Source organism: Streptomyces yatensis, from assembly GCF_018069625.1.
GTDB classification, from domain to species: Bacteria; Actinomycetota; Actinomycetes; order Streptomycetales; family Streptomycetaceae; genus Streptomyces; species Streptomyces yatensis.
The window spans coordinates 1235871-1250999 of the sequence record NZ_CP072941.1 but is presented as its reverse complement, the minus strand read 5'-3'; the positions used below and the strand labels follow the sequence as shown (position 1 = coordinate 1250999).

Below are 15129 nucleotides of genomic sequence, written 5' to 3'. Positions count from 1 at the left end.
CAGATCCCGTACCGAGGCTCTGCCTCAGGCCCCGGGGCGGGGCTTCGCTCCAGGCCTCGTTTCGGGGCTCTGCTCCAGGCCTCGTTCCGGGGCTTCGCTCCAGGCCCCTTTCCGGGGCTCTGCTCCAGGCGCCGTTCCGGGGCTCTGCCTCAGGCCCCGTTCCGGGGCTCTGCCTCAGGCCTCGTTCCGGGGCTCCGCTCCAGCCCCCGTTCCGGGGCTCCGCCCCTTCTCGCGGCATCGATATGCGGGTCCGCCGCGTGGCGGGGCTCGCCGCAGCTCCCGGGGTCCAGGGGCGGAGCCCCTGGTATCGGGAAGGGGCGGGGAGGGGAAGATCCGCCCGCGGCACATCGGCACAACGCAAAGCACATCGGCACATCGGCACATCGGTACGAACACCCATCGGCATCACACGTGCACCCCCACGACCTCATCGAGGAGAGCCGCATGCCATCCCGTACCCCCCGCACCCTGCTGAGCGCCCTCGCCACCCTCGCCACGGTGGCGGTCCTGACCACGGGCCCGGCCCTCGCCACACCCACCTCGCACTCCACCGCGGCCGCCGCCCAGGCAACCTGGGACACCGACCGCGCGGCGGCCGCGTACGCCGCCAATCACAATGCCGTCACCGCATCCGGTAGCGAGAACGACGGCACCGCCCCGGGCCTGGCCTTCGACGGCAACGGATCGACCCGCTGGGCCAGCCCGTTCAGCAACGACGCATGGATACGCGTCGACCTCGGCGCCACCATCCGGATCGACCGCGTCGTCCTGGACTGGGAGGCCGCCTACGGCAAGAAATACGTCCTGGAGGTGTCGAAGAACGGCACCGACTGGACCCCCTTCTACACCGAGAACGCCGGCACCGGAGGATCCCTCACCGCCCACACCTATCCGCAGGACGTCACCGGCCGCTACGTACGGATGCGTGGTGTCGAGCGTGGCACGCCCTACGGCTATTCGCTGTACTCGTTCAAGGTCTACGGCGGAGAGCCCGCCCCGGCGTCCACGACCCGCACCAACCTCGCCCTGAACCACCCCGCCTACTCCAACTACTACCAGCACGCCGGCAATTCACCCGCGTTCCTCACCGACGGCGGCTGGCCCGCCAACCTCAAGGACGACCAGACCCGCTGGTCCAGCGACTGGAACGCCGACCGCTGGGTCTCGGTGGACCTCGGCGCCACCTCCACGATCGACACCGTCGACCTCTACTGGGAGGCGGCCTACGCCGTCGACTACCAGGTGCAGGTGTCCGACGACAACCGCACCTGGCGCACGGTGTATCAGCCCTCCGCCGCCGAGGTGGCCGCCCGTCGCGCGGACGTCAAATCGCCCGCCGACGCGGTGGGCCGCCATGACACCGTGAGGCTGTCGCAGCCCGCCACCGGCCGCTATGTGCGGATGCTCGGCAAGGAGCGCCGCTCCTTCTACAACCCGGCCCCGGCGACGGCCCAATTCGGTTACTCGCTCTACGAGTTCCAGGTCTGGGGCACCGGCGGGAGCGCCTCCGCCGCCTACCCCGCCCTCCCCGGTGAACAGTCCGGCGCCTACCGGACGACATTCCTCGACGACTTCACCGGAGCCACCCTCGACCGCTCCAAGTGGCGTGTGGTGCGGACCGGCCAGGAGATGGGGTCGGTGAACGGCGAGTCACAGGCGTATGTCGACTCCTCCGACACCATCCGCACCGAGAACGGCAATCTCGTCCTCAGGGCGAAGTACTGCAAGGGCTGCACCCAGGCGGGCGGCGGCACCTACGACTTCACTTCCGGGCGCATCGACACCCACACCAAGATGGACTTCACCTACGGGCGGGTCAGCGCCCGGATGAAGCTGCCGGTCGGCGACGGGTTCTGGCCCGCGTTCTGGCTGCTGGGCAGCGATGTGGACGATCCATCGGTGTCCTGGCCGTCCTCCGGCGAGACCGACATCATGGAGAACATCGGCTACGCGGACTGGACCAGCACCGCCCTGCACGGTCCCGGCTATTCGGCGGACGGCAACATCGGCGCCCGCCAGATCTACGAGGGCGGCGGCCGCGCCGACCAGTGGCACACCTATGCGGTCGAGTGGACACCCACCGTGATGCGTTTCTTCGTGGACGACCGGGTGGTCCAGGAGACGACTCGCAACAAGCTCGAATCCACCCGTGGCCAGTGGGTCTTCGGCCACAACCAGTACGTCATCCTCAACCTCGCCCTGGGCGGGGCGTATCCGGCCGGGTGGAACAAGGTCACCACCCCCTACTGGGGTCTGCCGCAGTCCAGCGTCGACCGGATCGCGGCGGGCGGAGTGCAGGCGGAGGTGGACTGGGTGCGCGTCGAACAGAAGGGCTGAGCGCTGCATGATGGGACGTCGACGGGCGGCCACCGTGGCCGCTCGTCGACGGAAGCGGCAGCGACATAAGGAGGAGCGGCCATGCGGGTGGCGTTGCACTCGGTTCTCAAGGAGGGCCAGGAGTCCGGTTATGAGCAGGTGCACGCCACGGTCCCGGAGGACCTGCTGGAGGCGCTGCGACGGGCCGGGATCACCAACTGGCGGATCTGGCGCAGTGGCCGCCATCTCTTCCACCTGGTGGACTGCGAGGACTTCGCCGCCGCGATGGCGGCGCTGGACGAGGATCCGGCCAACCAGCAGTGGCAGGAGTTCATCGGCGCCTACGTCGACCACTTCGAGGACACCGGCGGTTCCCCCGCCGAGGCGGAGCGGATGGCGCTCGGCGAGGTGTGGGAGCTGAGTGCCCAGGCCGAGGCGGCCGAGCGCGGATAGGGGGTTCCCCGGCCGCGTGGTGTCCGGCGGATCTGCCCCTCCCCGCCCCTTCCCGACACCTGACGATATGCGGCTCCGCCGCGTGGGGGCCCGACCCCGGCCCCCGCCGGGGCTTCGCCCCTGGACCCCGCTCCTCAAACGCCGGAGGGGCTGGATTGGGCTGCCAGGGGCGGGGAGGGGAAAAAGCCGCCCCAGGCGTCAAGACGACCGGCCGAACCGGCGGAGCCTACCCATCCGAATCGTTCGGCGCAGCCATTCATCAGACCTTGAGTACGGGTGAGAACGGGGCGAACGCGTCCGCGTACGACGTGGTGGCCCCGCACGGGGGCGTGGCGGAACGCGGCAAGCGCTCCGCACACGCCTGCCGCGCATCCCCGACTGGAGGTCAGTGAGTTGAGCCACCGACGTGTGAACAAGCGGACCCTCGCCATTTCCGGAGCCGCCGTCGCCGCGCTCGGAGCAGCGGCCATTCTGCTGCCCAACGCGAATGCGAACCCGGACGAGACGTCGGGCGCCAAGACCTTCTCGTCCCCGGTCGCGGTGAAGCTCGCGAGGAGCCTCGCCGCGGACCTCGGTGACAACGGCGCGGGCTGGTACTACGACAACGCCAACCGCCAGCTGGTCATGAATGTGATGGACGAGGACTCCGCCGAGGGCGTCCGGGCCAAGGGCGCCGTGGCGAAGGTCGTGGCCAACAGCATGGAAGACCTGAAGGCCGCCACCAAGACGCTGAGCAGTGACGCGTCGGTGCCCGGCACCGCCTGGTCGATCGATCCGGTCACCAACAAGGTCCAGGTGACCGCCGACCGGACGGTGACCGGCGCCAAGTGGGCCACGCTGACCAAGGCCACGGACCAGATGGAGGGCACGGTCAGCGTCAAGCGCAGCCGGGGCGAATTCAAGAAGTTCGACGGCGAGGAGGCGGCCCAGCCCGGCGACAACGGCGGCGCGGGCGCGGGGGACGCCGCGGGCGACGCCGGTGCCGGGGACGCGGCGGGTGACGCGGGCGCGGGCGCGGCTGGCGGTGCTGGTGACGCGGGCGCCGGCGCGGCGGGCGGTGCTGGTGACGCCGGTGCGGGAGGCGCCGCCGGTGGGGAGGAGCAGGGCGCGGGTGGCGCCGGGGACGCCGGTGGTGCGGGTGACGCGGGCGGTGGTGACGCCGCGGCCGGAGGGCTCGATGGCGGCGATGCCATCTTCGGCGGCGGCGCTCGCTGTTCGCTGGGCTTCAACGTCAGCGTCGACGGGGCGCCGGGCTTCCTGACCGCCGGTCACTGCGGCAACGCATCCCAGACCTGGACCTCGGACGAGGCCGGTGCCCAGCAGGTGGGCACCGTGCAGGATTCCCAGTTCCCCGAGAGCGACTTCGCGCTGGTGATGTACGACGACGCCACCACCCAGGCGTCCAGCACGGTCGACCTCCAGGACGGCAGCACCCAGGAGATCGGGCGCGCCGTCGAGGCGAGCGTGGGTCTGAAGGTGCAGCGCTCCGGCTCCACGACCGGCGTCACCGACGGCACGGTCACCGGCCTCAACGCCACGGTGAACTACGGCAACGGCGACATCGTCAATGGCCTCATCCAGACCGATGTGTGCGCCGAGCCCGGCGACAGCGGCGGCGCGATGTTCGCCGAGGACGCGGCGGTCGGGCTGACGTCCGGCGGCAGTGGCGACTGCACCCAGGGCGGTGAGACGTTCTTCCAGCCGGTGACCGGCGCCCTGGAGGCCACCGGTGCGGTCATCGGCGCTGGCGACGGCGGCGCCGGTGGCGGTGACGCGGCTGGTGGTGCTGGCGACGCGGCTGGTGGTGCTGGTGATGCCGCTGGTGGCGCTGGTGACGCAGCCGGTGGTGCTGGCGATGCCGCTGGTGGCGCTGGTGACGCAGCCGGTGGCGCCGGTGACGCGGCCGGTGGTGCGGGCGATGCGGCCGGTGGCGCCGGTGACGCGGCCGCCGGTGCGGGCAACGCCGGAGCAGGTGACGCGAGCAACGCGGGTGCCGGTGACGCAGGTGCCGCCGCCGGGGCCGGTGACACCGGCAGCGAGGCGGGTCAGGGTCTCAACTGATCCGGCCCACCCCATGACCGGAGGTCCCGGGCGCCCTCCTGCCCCAGTGCCCGGGGCCTCCACTTCCCTCCGCCAGTGATGGCCCCTGACGCAATCCCGCGGTGCTCAGGATGGATCCGGATCCGGATCCGGATCCGGGCCGGAGCCCGGAAGCCCGGCCGCCTCCGCCGCCGTGCCCAGCACCTCACGCAGCATGGCCGGGGTGAGCCGCCCGGTGAAGGTGTTCTGCTGGCTCACGTGGTAGCAGCCGAAGAGCGTGAGTGGCGCCCCGCCGTCGGCCGCCCGCAGTGTGCTCCGCGCGCCGTGCCCGAACACGGGCCGCGGCCGGGGCACGGACCATCCGGCCGCCTCCAGCGCGGGCATCACGGCCTGCCAGCCGAACGCGCCGAGCACCACGGCGGACCGTACGGTCGGCCGCAGCAGCCGCAGCTCCCGGGCCAGCCACGGGCGGCAGGTGTCGCGCTCGCCGGGGGTGGGGCGGTTGGCGGGCGGGGCGCAGTGCACCGGCGAGGTGATCCTGACCCCGCGCAGCTCCAGACCGTCGCCGCGGTGGGTGGCGGTGCGCCGGTTGGCCAGCCCCAGGTCGTACAGCGCCGAGTACAGGAAGTCGCCGGCGCGGTCGCCGGTGAACATCCGGCCGGTGCGATTTCCACCGTGGGCGGCCGGTGCGAGGCCCACGATCGCCACCGAGGCGTCCGGTGGCCCGAAACCGGGCACCGGCCGCCCCCAGTAGTCCCAGTCGGCGTAGGCGCGGCGCTTGGTGCGCGCGGTCTCCTCCCGCCACTCGACCAGCCGGGGGCAGGCACGGCAGTCGATCAGTGCTTCGTCCAGCTCGGCGAGGGTTTCGGCGCCGGGGGCCCGACGGGCGGGGTAGGAGCGCGCGGGTTCGGAAGTGGTCATGTAGAAGGCTGCTGCCCCTTGTCCTTGCGCAGAAAACGCCGCAATCGGGTCAGTGGCCAGGTGTTGACGATGTCGTCCGGGGTGAGCCAGCCCCGCTGCGCCACGCCCACCCCGTACCGCATGTTGTCCAGATCCCGGGTCGAGTGGGCGTCGCTGTCCAGGGCGAACACCACCCCGTACGACTTCGCCCGCAGAATGTGCTCGTCCGACAGATCGAGCCGGTCCGGATGTGCGTTGATCTCCAGCGCGGTGCCGGTGCGGGCGCAGGCGGCGAACAGCTCGTCCAAGTCGGCGTCGATACCGGGCCGTTTGCCGATCAGCCGGGTCGTCGGATGGCCGATGACATGGACGTACGGATTCTCGCAGGCCCGCACCAGCCGCCGGGTCATGGCCTTGCGGTCCATTCCGAACTGGGTGTGCACCGAGGCCACGCACACGTCGAAGTCCTCGAGGAAATCAGGCGGCCAGTCCACGTCTCCCTGGGTGTCGATGTTCAGCTCCACACCGTGCAGCAGCCGGGTCTTCCCGCGCCCGCGCCCCCGGTCGAGCTCGCGCACCCGCTCCCGCTGGGCCAGCATCTTCTCCTCGGTCATCTGCTGCATATACAGCTTGGGCGCGTGATCGGTGATGGCGTAGTACGCGTATCCGCGCCGCTCCGCCTTGGTGATCATGTCCTCGAGCGATTCCAGCCCATCGGTGAGGTTGGTGTGGGTGTGCAGATCGCCCCGTAGGTCCGACTCGGTGACCAGCTTGGGGAGTTGGCCTTCGAGGGCGGCCTTGACCTCGCCCCGGTCCTCGCGCAGCGTCGGCGGGATCCAGTCCATGCCGAGCCGGGCGTAGACGTCCTCCTCGTTGCGTGAGGCGATGCTCTTGCCGCTCTTGGTCTCGAAGAGGCCGTACTCGGAGAGTTTGAGGCCATGGCGCACCGCGATCGCGCGGATGCGGATGTTGTGCGCCTTCGAGCCGGTGAAATAGAGCAGCCCCGCACCCCATGAGTCCAGGGGCAGGACCCGCAGATCCACCTGCAGCCCCTTCGTGGTGCGGATCGACGTCTTCTTCTGGCCGTGTGCGATCACCTCGGCGGTGAGCGGAAGCCCGGTGAACGCCTCCATGAACGGGCCGGAATCCTCCGCCGCGACCAGGATGTCCACATCGCCCACGGTCTCCTTCATCCGGCGCAGCGACCCGGCGTACGCGCACCGCCGGCAGCCGCGCACCTTGGACAGGGCGGCGACGATGTCATCGGCCACGTCCATGGCCTCGTCGAGCGGGATGCGGTTGCCCGCGGCGCGCATCAGCGCGATGCCGTGGAGGATGTTCTCCTCCGACTTCGGCCCGAAGCCCTTGAGATCGCGCAGCTGGTGTTCCTCGATCGCCTGGGCCAGCTGGTCGATCGAGGAGATCTGCAGCTCCTCGTAGAGGATCATGGCCTTCTTGGGCCCCAGCGCCGGGATGGCGGTCAGCTCCCGCACCCCGGCCGGGATCGCGGCGCGTGCCTCCTCTACGGCGGGCATGGTCCCGGTGCGCAGATACTCGACCACCTTGTCGGCGATCGACCGTCCCACATTGGGAATGTCCCGCAGCGCCTTCGCGTCGAACTGCGAGATGTCGGCCGCATGGCCACCGATCGCCCGGGCGGCCTTCTCATACGCACGCGCCCGGTACGCGTCCCCGCCCGTGATCAGGAGGAGATCGGCGTACTCGCGCAGGAGGGCTTCGACCTCCTCATTGGAGCGAGCCATGCCAGTGATTCTAGTCGTCTCTGGCGAACCCGGTGAGGTGGAGGGATGCTGGGGTCAGGAGCGAAACGGCGATCCGCGGAATTCGGGTCGGCCGGTTTCTGCCGTGTGTCCCCGGGTTTGGGGGAGGTCATGGACGTTGGATTCCTGAAGCCGTTGTTCGATCGCCCCGGTCCATGGGCGGGTGTGTACATGGACACCTCCCGCAGCACGGAGGACGCGCCCAGGCGGCGCACGCTGCGGGAGCGGTTCGTGGCGGATCAGCTGGCCGAGCAGGGCGCCGACCGCGCCACCTGTGACGCGGTGATCGAGCGGCTGGCAGGTGAGCAGGTGGCCAGGGCGTCCGCGGGGCGGGCGCTGTTCGCGGCGGATGGCGAGGTGGTGCTCGACCTGCCGCTCGCCACGTCCCCGATCGATGTGGAGACGTCCTGGTCGATGCTGCCGCGGGTGGCGCCACTGGCCGCGTTCCGTGGCGAGTGGCCGGCCTGTCTGGTGGCCTTCGTCGACCAGGCGGGCGCCGATCTGGAACTGCGGGACGACACCGGCAGCCGCCCGGCGGGCCGCGCCGGGGGGCGGAGAGCGCATGGCCGGGGCCACCGGTCGGTGCCCGCCGACCGCCATGAGTGGCACTACCGCAACCGGGTCGGGAACACCTGGGAGCAGACCGCCGACCGCGTGGCCGACGAGCTGGTGCGGCAGTGGTCCGACGGCGACGCCGAGCTGCTGATCCTGGCCGGTGATCCGCGCGAGCGCCGGGCCGTACGCGACCGGCTGCCCGAGTCGCTGCGCGCCACGACGGAGGAGATGCGCCACGGCAGCAGGGCCGCCGGCTGCTCCGAGCTGCTGAACGCGGAGATCGACCATGCCCGGGCGGAGTACGCCCGCGCCCATCTGGAGTCGGTCCTCGACCTCTTCCGCGCCGGTCGGGGCCGCCCCGGCGGGCCGGGCCCGAGCGGGCACGACGGCGACGGACCGCCGAGCAGCCGGGCGGCGGAGGGGGTGCCCGCGGTCGTGGCGGCCATGCGCAGCCATCAGGCGGCCACGCTGCTGCTGGGGACCGCCGGGGGCGATATGCGCCATGAGGTGTGGATCGGCCCCGACGCCGATCAGGTGGCCGTGCAGCGCTCCCAGGCGCGTGCCATGGGCGTCAGAACACCCGAGCCCGCCCGCGCGGACGACGCGCTGATGCGGTCCGCGGCGGTGGCCGACACCGAGGTGCTGGTGGTGCCCGAGGGACTCCAGGGGCCGGCCGGGGGCCTGGGCGCGGTGCTGCGCTGGCACGGCTGAACAACGCGCGGGGGCCAGGCGCGGAGCGCCGGCCCGCCGCGCTCGGCTGTGCGCCGCGCTCGGCTGTGCGCCGCGCTCGGCTGTGCGCCGCGCTCGGCTGTGCGCCGCGCTCGGCTGTGCGCCGCGCTCGGCTGTGCGCCGCGCTCGGCTGTGCGCCGCGCTCGGCTGTGCGCCGCGCTCGGCTGTGCGCCGCGCTCGGCTGTGCGCCGCGCCCACCGCGCCATGCACGGCCGCGCTACGCCTGGCCGTGCCGCGCTCGGCAGGGGTGACCGCTCCGCGCCTGGCGGTTCCGTGCTCGGCCGCTCCGCGTTGCCGCTCCGCGCTCGGCCGGGTGACTGCTCCGTACCTGGCGGTGCCGTGCTCAGCTGCTCCGCGTGGGCCGCTTCGCTATCGGCGGTCAGCACGGCACGGCCAGAGCGGCCAGGCGCCGGCAGAGCGCGGCGGCCGCACCTCGGCCGGGGCGGCGCGTGCCCGCACGCCATCGTGGGTCCGCACCGCACCGCCCTATCCGCCGGACGGGCTATTTCTCGGTGGGCCTGGTTGACATGCCTCCCTCAGCTCTCTACCGTCCCTAGGCTGTTAGGAAACTTACTTAACCAATGCTCTGCCTGCCCTCAGGGAGACATCCGTGGTCCTCCGTCCGGCACCATCCCGGCGGCGGGCGCGAGCCCGCGTCCGACGCGCCCTGACCGCCTCGCTCGCCGTCGGCGGCCTCCTCCTCACCGTCTCCCTGACCACGGGCGCCGCGCCCCCGCGCCCCGGTACGGCTACGGGCGCCCCGGCCCCGGTGACCCGGGTGGGCGGGGCCCCGGGCACCGCGACTCCGCTCGCGGGTTTCGCCACGCAGTCCTCGGCCAAGGTGTCGGACACCCCCGCGGCCGTCTCCACACCCGGCTACCCCACGTCCGGCTGGCACCCGATGGGGCCCCGGTCGACGGTGCTCTCCGGGCTGCTCAAGGCCGGTACCTACCCGGATCCGTTCTACTCGACCAACCTCAAGAAGATCCCGGCCGCCGACTTCGCCGTCCCGTGGTGGTACCGGAGCGACTTCACCGTGGCCGACCCCTCCCGCCGCACCTATCTGGACGTCAGCGGTGTGGTGTCCGCCGCCGATGTGTACGTCAACGGGACCCAGGTCGCCAACAAGGACCGGATCGCCGGCGCGTACACCCGCCATGAGCTGGACGTCACCGACCTGGTCAAGGCGGGCACCAACACCGTGGCGTTCCGCGTCCAGCCCAACGATCCGCGCAAGAACCTCACGATGGGCTGGATCGACTGGCTGCAGCCCCCGCCCGACGAGAACATGGGCATCGTCCGCGATGTGCTGGTCCGCCGCGGTGGCCCGGTGGCCCTGCGCGACGCGCATGTGACGACCCGGCTGGACACCGACTCGCTCGCCTCCGCCGAACTCACCGTCAAGGCCCAGGTCCGCAACGACTCCGGCGACACGGTCACCGCCACGGTCTCCGGTACGGCCGGCCCCGCGGCCGTCAGCCGCGCGGTGTCGCTCGCCCCGCACCAGACCAAGACCGTCACCTTCACCCCCGACGACGTTCCGGGGCTGCGGCTGGACCGGCCCAAGGTGTGGTGGCCCGCCGGGATGGGCGATCAGCCGCTGTACGACCTCGACCTGACCGCCACCGTCTCGGGCACCCCCTCCGACACCGCTCACCACAGCTTCGGCATCCGCGACGTCAAGACGCCGCTGAACGCCGACGGAGCCCGCCAGTACCGCATCAACGGACGCCCGCTGCTGATCAAGGCGGGCGGCTGGTCACCCGATGTGTTTCTGCGCTGGGACGCCCGCTCGGTGGAGGACCGGCTGAAGTACACCCTCGACCTGGGGCTGAACACCGTCCGCCTCGAAGGCCATATCGAGCCGGACGAGTTCTTCGACCTCGCCGACCGCTACGGCATCCTGACCCTCCCCGGCTGGGAGTGCTGCGACAAGTGGGAGGGCCACGTCAACGGCGACGAGACGGGGGACAAGTGGACCGCCGCCGACTACCCGGTCGCCAAGGACTCGATGGCCGCCGAGGCCGCGCGGCTGCGCGACCACCCCAGCGTCATCTCCTTCCTCATCGGCAGTGACTTCGCCCCCGATGCCACCATCGAGAAGAACTACCTCGACGCGCTCGACGCGGCGGACTGGCCGAACCCGGTGATCCCCGCCGCCTCCGCCAAGTCCTCCCCGAAGCTCGGCAAGTCCGGCATGAAGATGACGGGCCCCTACGACTGGGTCCCGCCGGACTACTGGTACGCCAAGCGGGAGGGCGGGGCCACCGGCTTCAACTCCGAGACCAGCGCCGGACCCGATATCCCCACCCTGGACACGCTCCGGCGCATGATGTCCCCCGGCGAACTGGAGACCCTGTGGCGGGATCCGTCGGCCAAGCAGTACCACCGGTCCCCGTCGGACACCTTCGGTGACCTCAAAATCTTCGACAACGCGCTGATCGGCCGCTACGGACCGCCGACCGGACTGACGGACTATGTGCGCAAGGCGCGGCTCGCGCGGTACGAGGCGGTGCGCGCCCAGTTCGAGGCGTACGCGCGCAACTTCTCCGACGCCGCACGGCCCGCCACCGGTGTCGTCCACTGGATGCTGAACAGCGGCTGGACCTCGCTCCACTGGCAGCTCTTCGACCGCTATCTGGACCAGGGCGGGGCCTACTACGGCGCCAAGAAGGCCAATGAGCCGCTGCACGTCCAGTACTCGTACGACTCCCGCTCGGTGGTCGTGGTCAACAGCCGGCACACCGCCGCCACCGGTCTCACCGCCCGGGTCAGCCTCTACACCCCCGACGGCACCCGGAAGTTCGACAAGAGCGCCACCGGTCTCACGGTGCCGGGCGACGGCGGCAAGGCCACCGCGCTCACCGTCCCGGCGAAGGTGAGCGGAGTGTCCGGCGCCTATCTGGCCAAGCTCCAGCTCACCGATGGCGCGGGCAAGGAGATCGGCCGCAATGTGTACTGGCTCTCCACCGAGCAGGACGTGCTCGACTGGGACAACACCGACTGGTACTACACCCCCACCACCTCCTACGCGGATCTGACCGGGCTGGACGACATGGCCGAGGCGCCCGTGTCCGCCACCGCCACCACGACCCGTGGGCCGGACTCCACCGCCACCACGACCGTCACCCTGCGCAACACCGCGAGCCGTGGCACACCGGCGCTGCTCGTGGACGCCCATCTGGTGAACGGCTCGGACACGCCCGTCCTGCCCGTGCGCTGGTCGGACAACGAGGTGAGCCTGTGGCCGGGGGAGTCGGTGACGCTCACCGCCACCTATCGCACGGCGGACCTGGGCGGTTCGGCCCCCTCGGTCCGGATCTCGGGCTGGAACACCGCCACCCGTACCGTCCCCGCGGCCGCCAAATCCCGCTGATCGGCCCCGTCCTGAAATCGTGTCGAAAGGAATTTTTTCGGCGAGTCCGATGCATGGAGCAAGTTCACACTTTTGTATGCTTTCTCCAGCGCGTCGTTCCCCCGTGTCGGACAGTCACTGTCCGTACGTTCAGAAAGGGGCTCCATATGCACACCATGGAGGTTCGCCCACCGGTACCCAGCCGTTCCACCAGCAGATGGCGTCGATACGGCCGACTCGCGGCCGCCAACTTCGTCCGCGGCGCGTCGTACGCCTGCGGCACCGCGGCCATCGGCCTGATGGCGTGGTGGGTGCAGACCCGCTGACCCGCCCCGCCACCCCGTCCCGAGCCGGAGCCCCTGACCGTCCCGCACCGTCGCGGCGGCCGTGAGCGGCCATCGCGACGGCCCGGCTACGCCTGCGGATGCGGCTGTGAGCGGAAGCGGGGGAAGTGCAGACCCCGGTGCTCCGCGCGGGGTGCACCGCCGCCGAGATGGGTGCGCAACTGGATGCCGTGCATGATCTCGATGATGCCCAGGGCGAGCAGCCAGATGCCGGCCACCACGGTCAGCGCCGTGATCGAGCCGAAGGGCGCCACGATCAGGATGATCCCGCCCAGGATGGTGAGCGCACCGAGGAACAGCTGCCAGCCCCGGGCGGGCATGCCCTCAGCGGAGATCGCCGTGGCGGTCTGCATCACGCCCCGGATCAGCCAGGAGAAGCCGATCCACAGCGCGAGCAGCAGGATCGACTGGGCCGGACCCCGGAAGCAGAGCAGCCCGAGCAGCACGCTCAGTGCCCCGGTGACGAAACTCAGCACCCGCAGATGCCTCGGTATATGCGCGCCGAAGGCCCCGACCAGCTGGAAGATCCCGCTGATCAGCAGATAGGCGCCGAACAGGGCGCCCACCACCACCAGCGTGGCCCCCGGCCACGCCAGCACCATGATGCCCAGCACGATCGCCACCAGACCCGCGGCCACCAGGACCTGCCAGGCGGTATCGGAGAGTATGTTCTGCAACGTGGCGTACGGCGTGCCCTCGCCGAAGGGCCGCTCTCCCGGCCGGCCGGAGGGCTCCCCTCTCGGCTGTTCGGCGCCGTGCGGACTGTCGGAGGAGTAAGTCATGGTCGTCCACCTCCTGGGGGAACAGGATGGCCGTAGCCCCACAGAACCATCGTCCACCCGCGCCCGTGCCCGCGCCTGATGACACCGGGTAGTGCCTCGCGGGCGGCGGTCACGCATGGCAAGGTGGTGGATGAGGCCGTGTCCTGGGCGCGTCATAGGGAGGCCCGCATGGACGACAGGGAGTTTTTCCAGACAGTGGCGGACCGCACCCAGCTCTCACGGCAGGAAGCGGCCGACGTCACCCGTGCCACGCTCGAGACCCTGGCGGCCCGCCTGAGTGCGGGCGAGGCCCGCGATCTCGCCCTGGAGCTGCCCGAACACCTCCGGGAGTCCCTGCAGCGAGGGGAAGGGGACATGGAGATCTTCGACCCCGACGAGTCGGTCCGCAGGGTGCATGAGCGCACCGGGCTGTCCGAGTCGGAGGCCGACCGAGGTGTGCGTGCGGTCCTCGCCACGCTCCGGGAGGCGGTCTCCGCCGAGGAGTACGACCACGCCATGTCCCAGCTGGGCAGCGAGTACGCGAAGATGGCGGAGTCCGTGCGCTGACGCGTCCGCCGGCGCCGCGGCTCAGACGGCCCGCCAGCCGCTCCACCGGCCGACGGTGATCTCCACGACCGGCCCGCGCGGCGGCCGGTCCCCGTACTGGGCCGGGTAGGTGTTCACGAGCAGCCGGATGTACTCCGAGGACAGCGCCGACTCGTCCGCCGGGGGCAGGACGCGGGCCGTGCCGTCCCCCCGCGCCCACCACAGGTGGTCCCAGTTCTCGTCGTAGTCGTCCACCAGGAGGCATACGGCGGGGTGGGCGCGGATGTTGTCCAGACGCCGCAGCCGCGTCGTCCGCTTCGGCTTGTGGTCGACGGCCGTCACCACGGTGTCGCCGGTCAGCGCGAAGACCACCGGCACCAGGTGCGGGCGGTCCTCGGCGCCGACGGTCGCCAGCCGGGCCAGCCTGGCCCGTGCGAAACGCTCACGCGCCTGCGCGCTCGTCAGCTGTGGCATCGTGTCTCCCGGCGGCTCACCGGAACCGGGTGGCGACCTGGGCCATCGCGTCCAGCCGGGCGATCGTCTCCGCCTCCGGCATCGTCGGCAGATAGAAGAGCACCCGCTCCACACCGATGCGCTGATACCCCTCGACCACGTCGGGGTCCTCGGGCGCCGCGTACACCGTCACCGGCACCTCGCGGCCGGCCACCTCGCGCAGCCGCTCGATCTGCGGTCGCAGCTGCTCGGGGGATTCGCTGTTGGCCAGCCAGGCGTCGCCGAGCTCGGCGATCCGCCGGAACGCGGCGTCGCCGCCACCACCCACATAGATCGGCGGATGTGGCCGCTGGACGGGCTTGGGCCACTGGAAGACGGGGTCGAAGTTCACGAACTCCCCATGGAATTCGGCCTTCTCCTTCGTCCACAGCTCACGGATGGCGCGCAGCCGCTCGTTCACCAGCCGGCCCCGGGTGGAGGGATCCGTCCCGTGGTTCTCCATCTCCTCGCGGTTCCAGCCGGCGCCGACCCCGAAGACGGCTCTTCCGTCGGAGACCAGGTCGAGGGAGGACACTTCCTTGGCGGTGGTGATCGGGTCCCGTTGCGCCACCAGGGCGATACCGGTCCCCAGCAGGAGATGGCGGGTGACCGCGGCGATCGAGGCCAGCGTCACGAACGGGTCGAGCGTACGGTAGTAGATCTCCGGCAGGTCTCCGCCTCCCGGATAGGGGGTGCGGCGCTCCACCGGGATATGGCTGTGCTCCGCGAGGAAGAGCGAGTCGAACCTGCGCTCATCGAGGGCCCGCCCCAGCGGAGCGGGCCGGATGCCCTGGTCGGTGACGAACGTGGATACGCCGATTTTCACTGCGGCTCCCTGGGAAGGTGCGTCGATGATC

At 71.2% G+C, this 15129-nt stretch carries 12 protein-coding genes; 7 read left to right on the top strand and 5 right to left on the bottom strand.

The genetic code is table 11. The features are described 5' to 3' along the window. The first annotated feature begins 444 nt into the window (after positions 1 to 444). From J8403_RS04515 to J8403_RS04505, 3 genes are all read left to right on the top strand, one after another. Entirely contained in the window at positions 445 to 2337 is a 1893-nt protein-coding gene (locus tag J8403_RS04515) for a discoidin domain-containing protein (protein WP_211121977.1), read from the top strand. A gap of 81 nt (positions 2338 to 2418) precedes the next feature. Then, on the top strand, positions 2419 to 2769 hold the full coding sequence (locus J8403_RS04510) for an L-rhamnose mutarotase (protein WP_211121976.1): 351 nt from the start codon (positions 2419 to 2421) through the stop codon (positions 2767 to 2769). Positions 2770 to 3177: 408 nt separating this feature from the next. Continuing rightward, entirely contained in the window at positions 3178 to 4830 is a 1653-nt protein-coding gene (locus J8403_RS04505) for a S1 family peptidase (protein ID WP_246585688.1), read from the top strand. Between the two features lie 105 nt (positions 4831 to 4935). Here J8403_RS04505 and J8403_RS04500 read toward each other — a convergent pair whose 3' ends face one another. Together J8403_RS04500 and polX are read right to left on the bottom strand one after the other, a co-directional pair. Further along, on the bottom strand, positions 4936 to 5730 hold the full coding sequence (locus J8403_RS04500) for a uracil-DNA glycosylase (protein ID WP_211121974.1): 795 nt from the start codon (positions 5728 to 5730) through the stop codon (positions 4936 to 4938). Next, positions 5727 to 7472, bottom strand: coding sequence for a DNA polymerase/3'-5' exonuclease PolX (gene polX, locus J8403_RS04495; protein WP_211121973.1), 1746 nt, complete (start codon positions 7470 to 7472; stop codon positions 5727 to 5729). The genes J8403_RS04500 and polX overlap by 4 nt, the downstream gene beginning before the upstream one ends. Positions 7473 to 7661: 189 nt before the next feature. Here polX and J8403_RS04490 point away from each other — a divergent pair, with 189 nt between their 5' ends. From J8403_RS04490 to J8403_RS04480, 3 genes are all read left to right on the top strand, one after another. Next, a complete protein-coding gene (locus J8403_RS04490) occupies positions 7662 to 8756 on the top strand; it encodes a baeRF2 domain-containing protein (protein ID WP_246585687.1) in 1095 nt (364 codons plus the stop codon). Between the two features lie 628 nt (positions 8757 to 9384). Further along, a complete protein-coding gene (locus J8403_RS04485; protein WP_211121971.1) occupies positions 9385 to 12150 on the top strand; it encodes a glycoside hydrolase family 2 protein in 2766 nt (921 codons plus the stop codon). 146 nt (positions 12151 to 12296) lie between these two features. Beyond that, positions 12297 to 12455 carry a hypothetical protein gene (locus J8403_RS04480; protein ID WP_014057037.1) on the top strand — a complete coding sequence of 53 codons (159 nt, stop codon included), beginning with the start codon at positions 12297 to 12299 and terminating at the stop codon, positions 12453 to 12455. Between the two features lie 86 nt (positions 12456 to 12541). On the opposite strand, the gene J8403_RS04475 is transcribed toward J8403_RS04480, so the two are convergent. Then, positions 12542 to 13255 (bottom strand): HdeD family acid-resistance protein, encoded by a 714-nt coding sequence (locus J8403_RS04475; RefSeq protein WP_211121970.1) that lies wholly within the window; start codon positions 13253 to 13255, stop codon positions 12542 to 12544. 168 nt (positions 13256 to 13423) lie between these two features. Here J8403_RS04475 and J8403_RS04470 point away from each other — a divergent pair, with 168 nt between their 5' ends. Then, positions 13424 to 13801, top strand: a complete 378-nt coding sequence (locus tag J8403_RS04470) for a DUF2267 domain-containing protein (protein ID WP_211121969.1) — start codon at positions 13424 to 13426, stop codon at positions 13799 to 13801. 21 nt (positions 13802 to 13822) lie between these two features. Here the strand turns inward: J8403_RS04470 and J8403_RS04465 are convergent, their stop codons facing one another. Both J8403_RS04465 and J8403_RS04460 read right to left on the bottom strand, forming a co-directional pair. Then, positions 13823 to 14254, bottom strand: a complete 432-nt coding sequence (locus tag J8403_RS04465; RefSeq protein ID WP_211121968.1) for a TIGR03668 family PPOX class F420-dependent oxidoreductase — start codon at positions 14252 to 14254, stop codon at positions 13823 to 13825. 16 nt (positions 14255 to 14270) lie between these two features. Beyond that, the gene (locus J8403_RS04460; RefSeq protein WP_211121967.1) at positions 14271 to 15098 is read right to left on the bottom strand and encodes an LLM class F420-dependent oxidoreductase; all 828 of its coding nucleotides are present in this window, start codon (positions 15096 to 15098) and stop codon (positions 14271 to 14273) included. Positions 15099 to 15129: the final 31 nt, after the last annotated feature.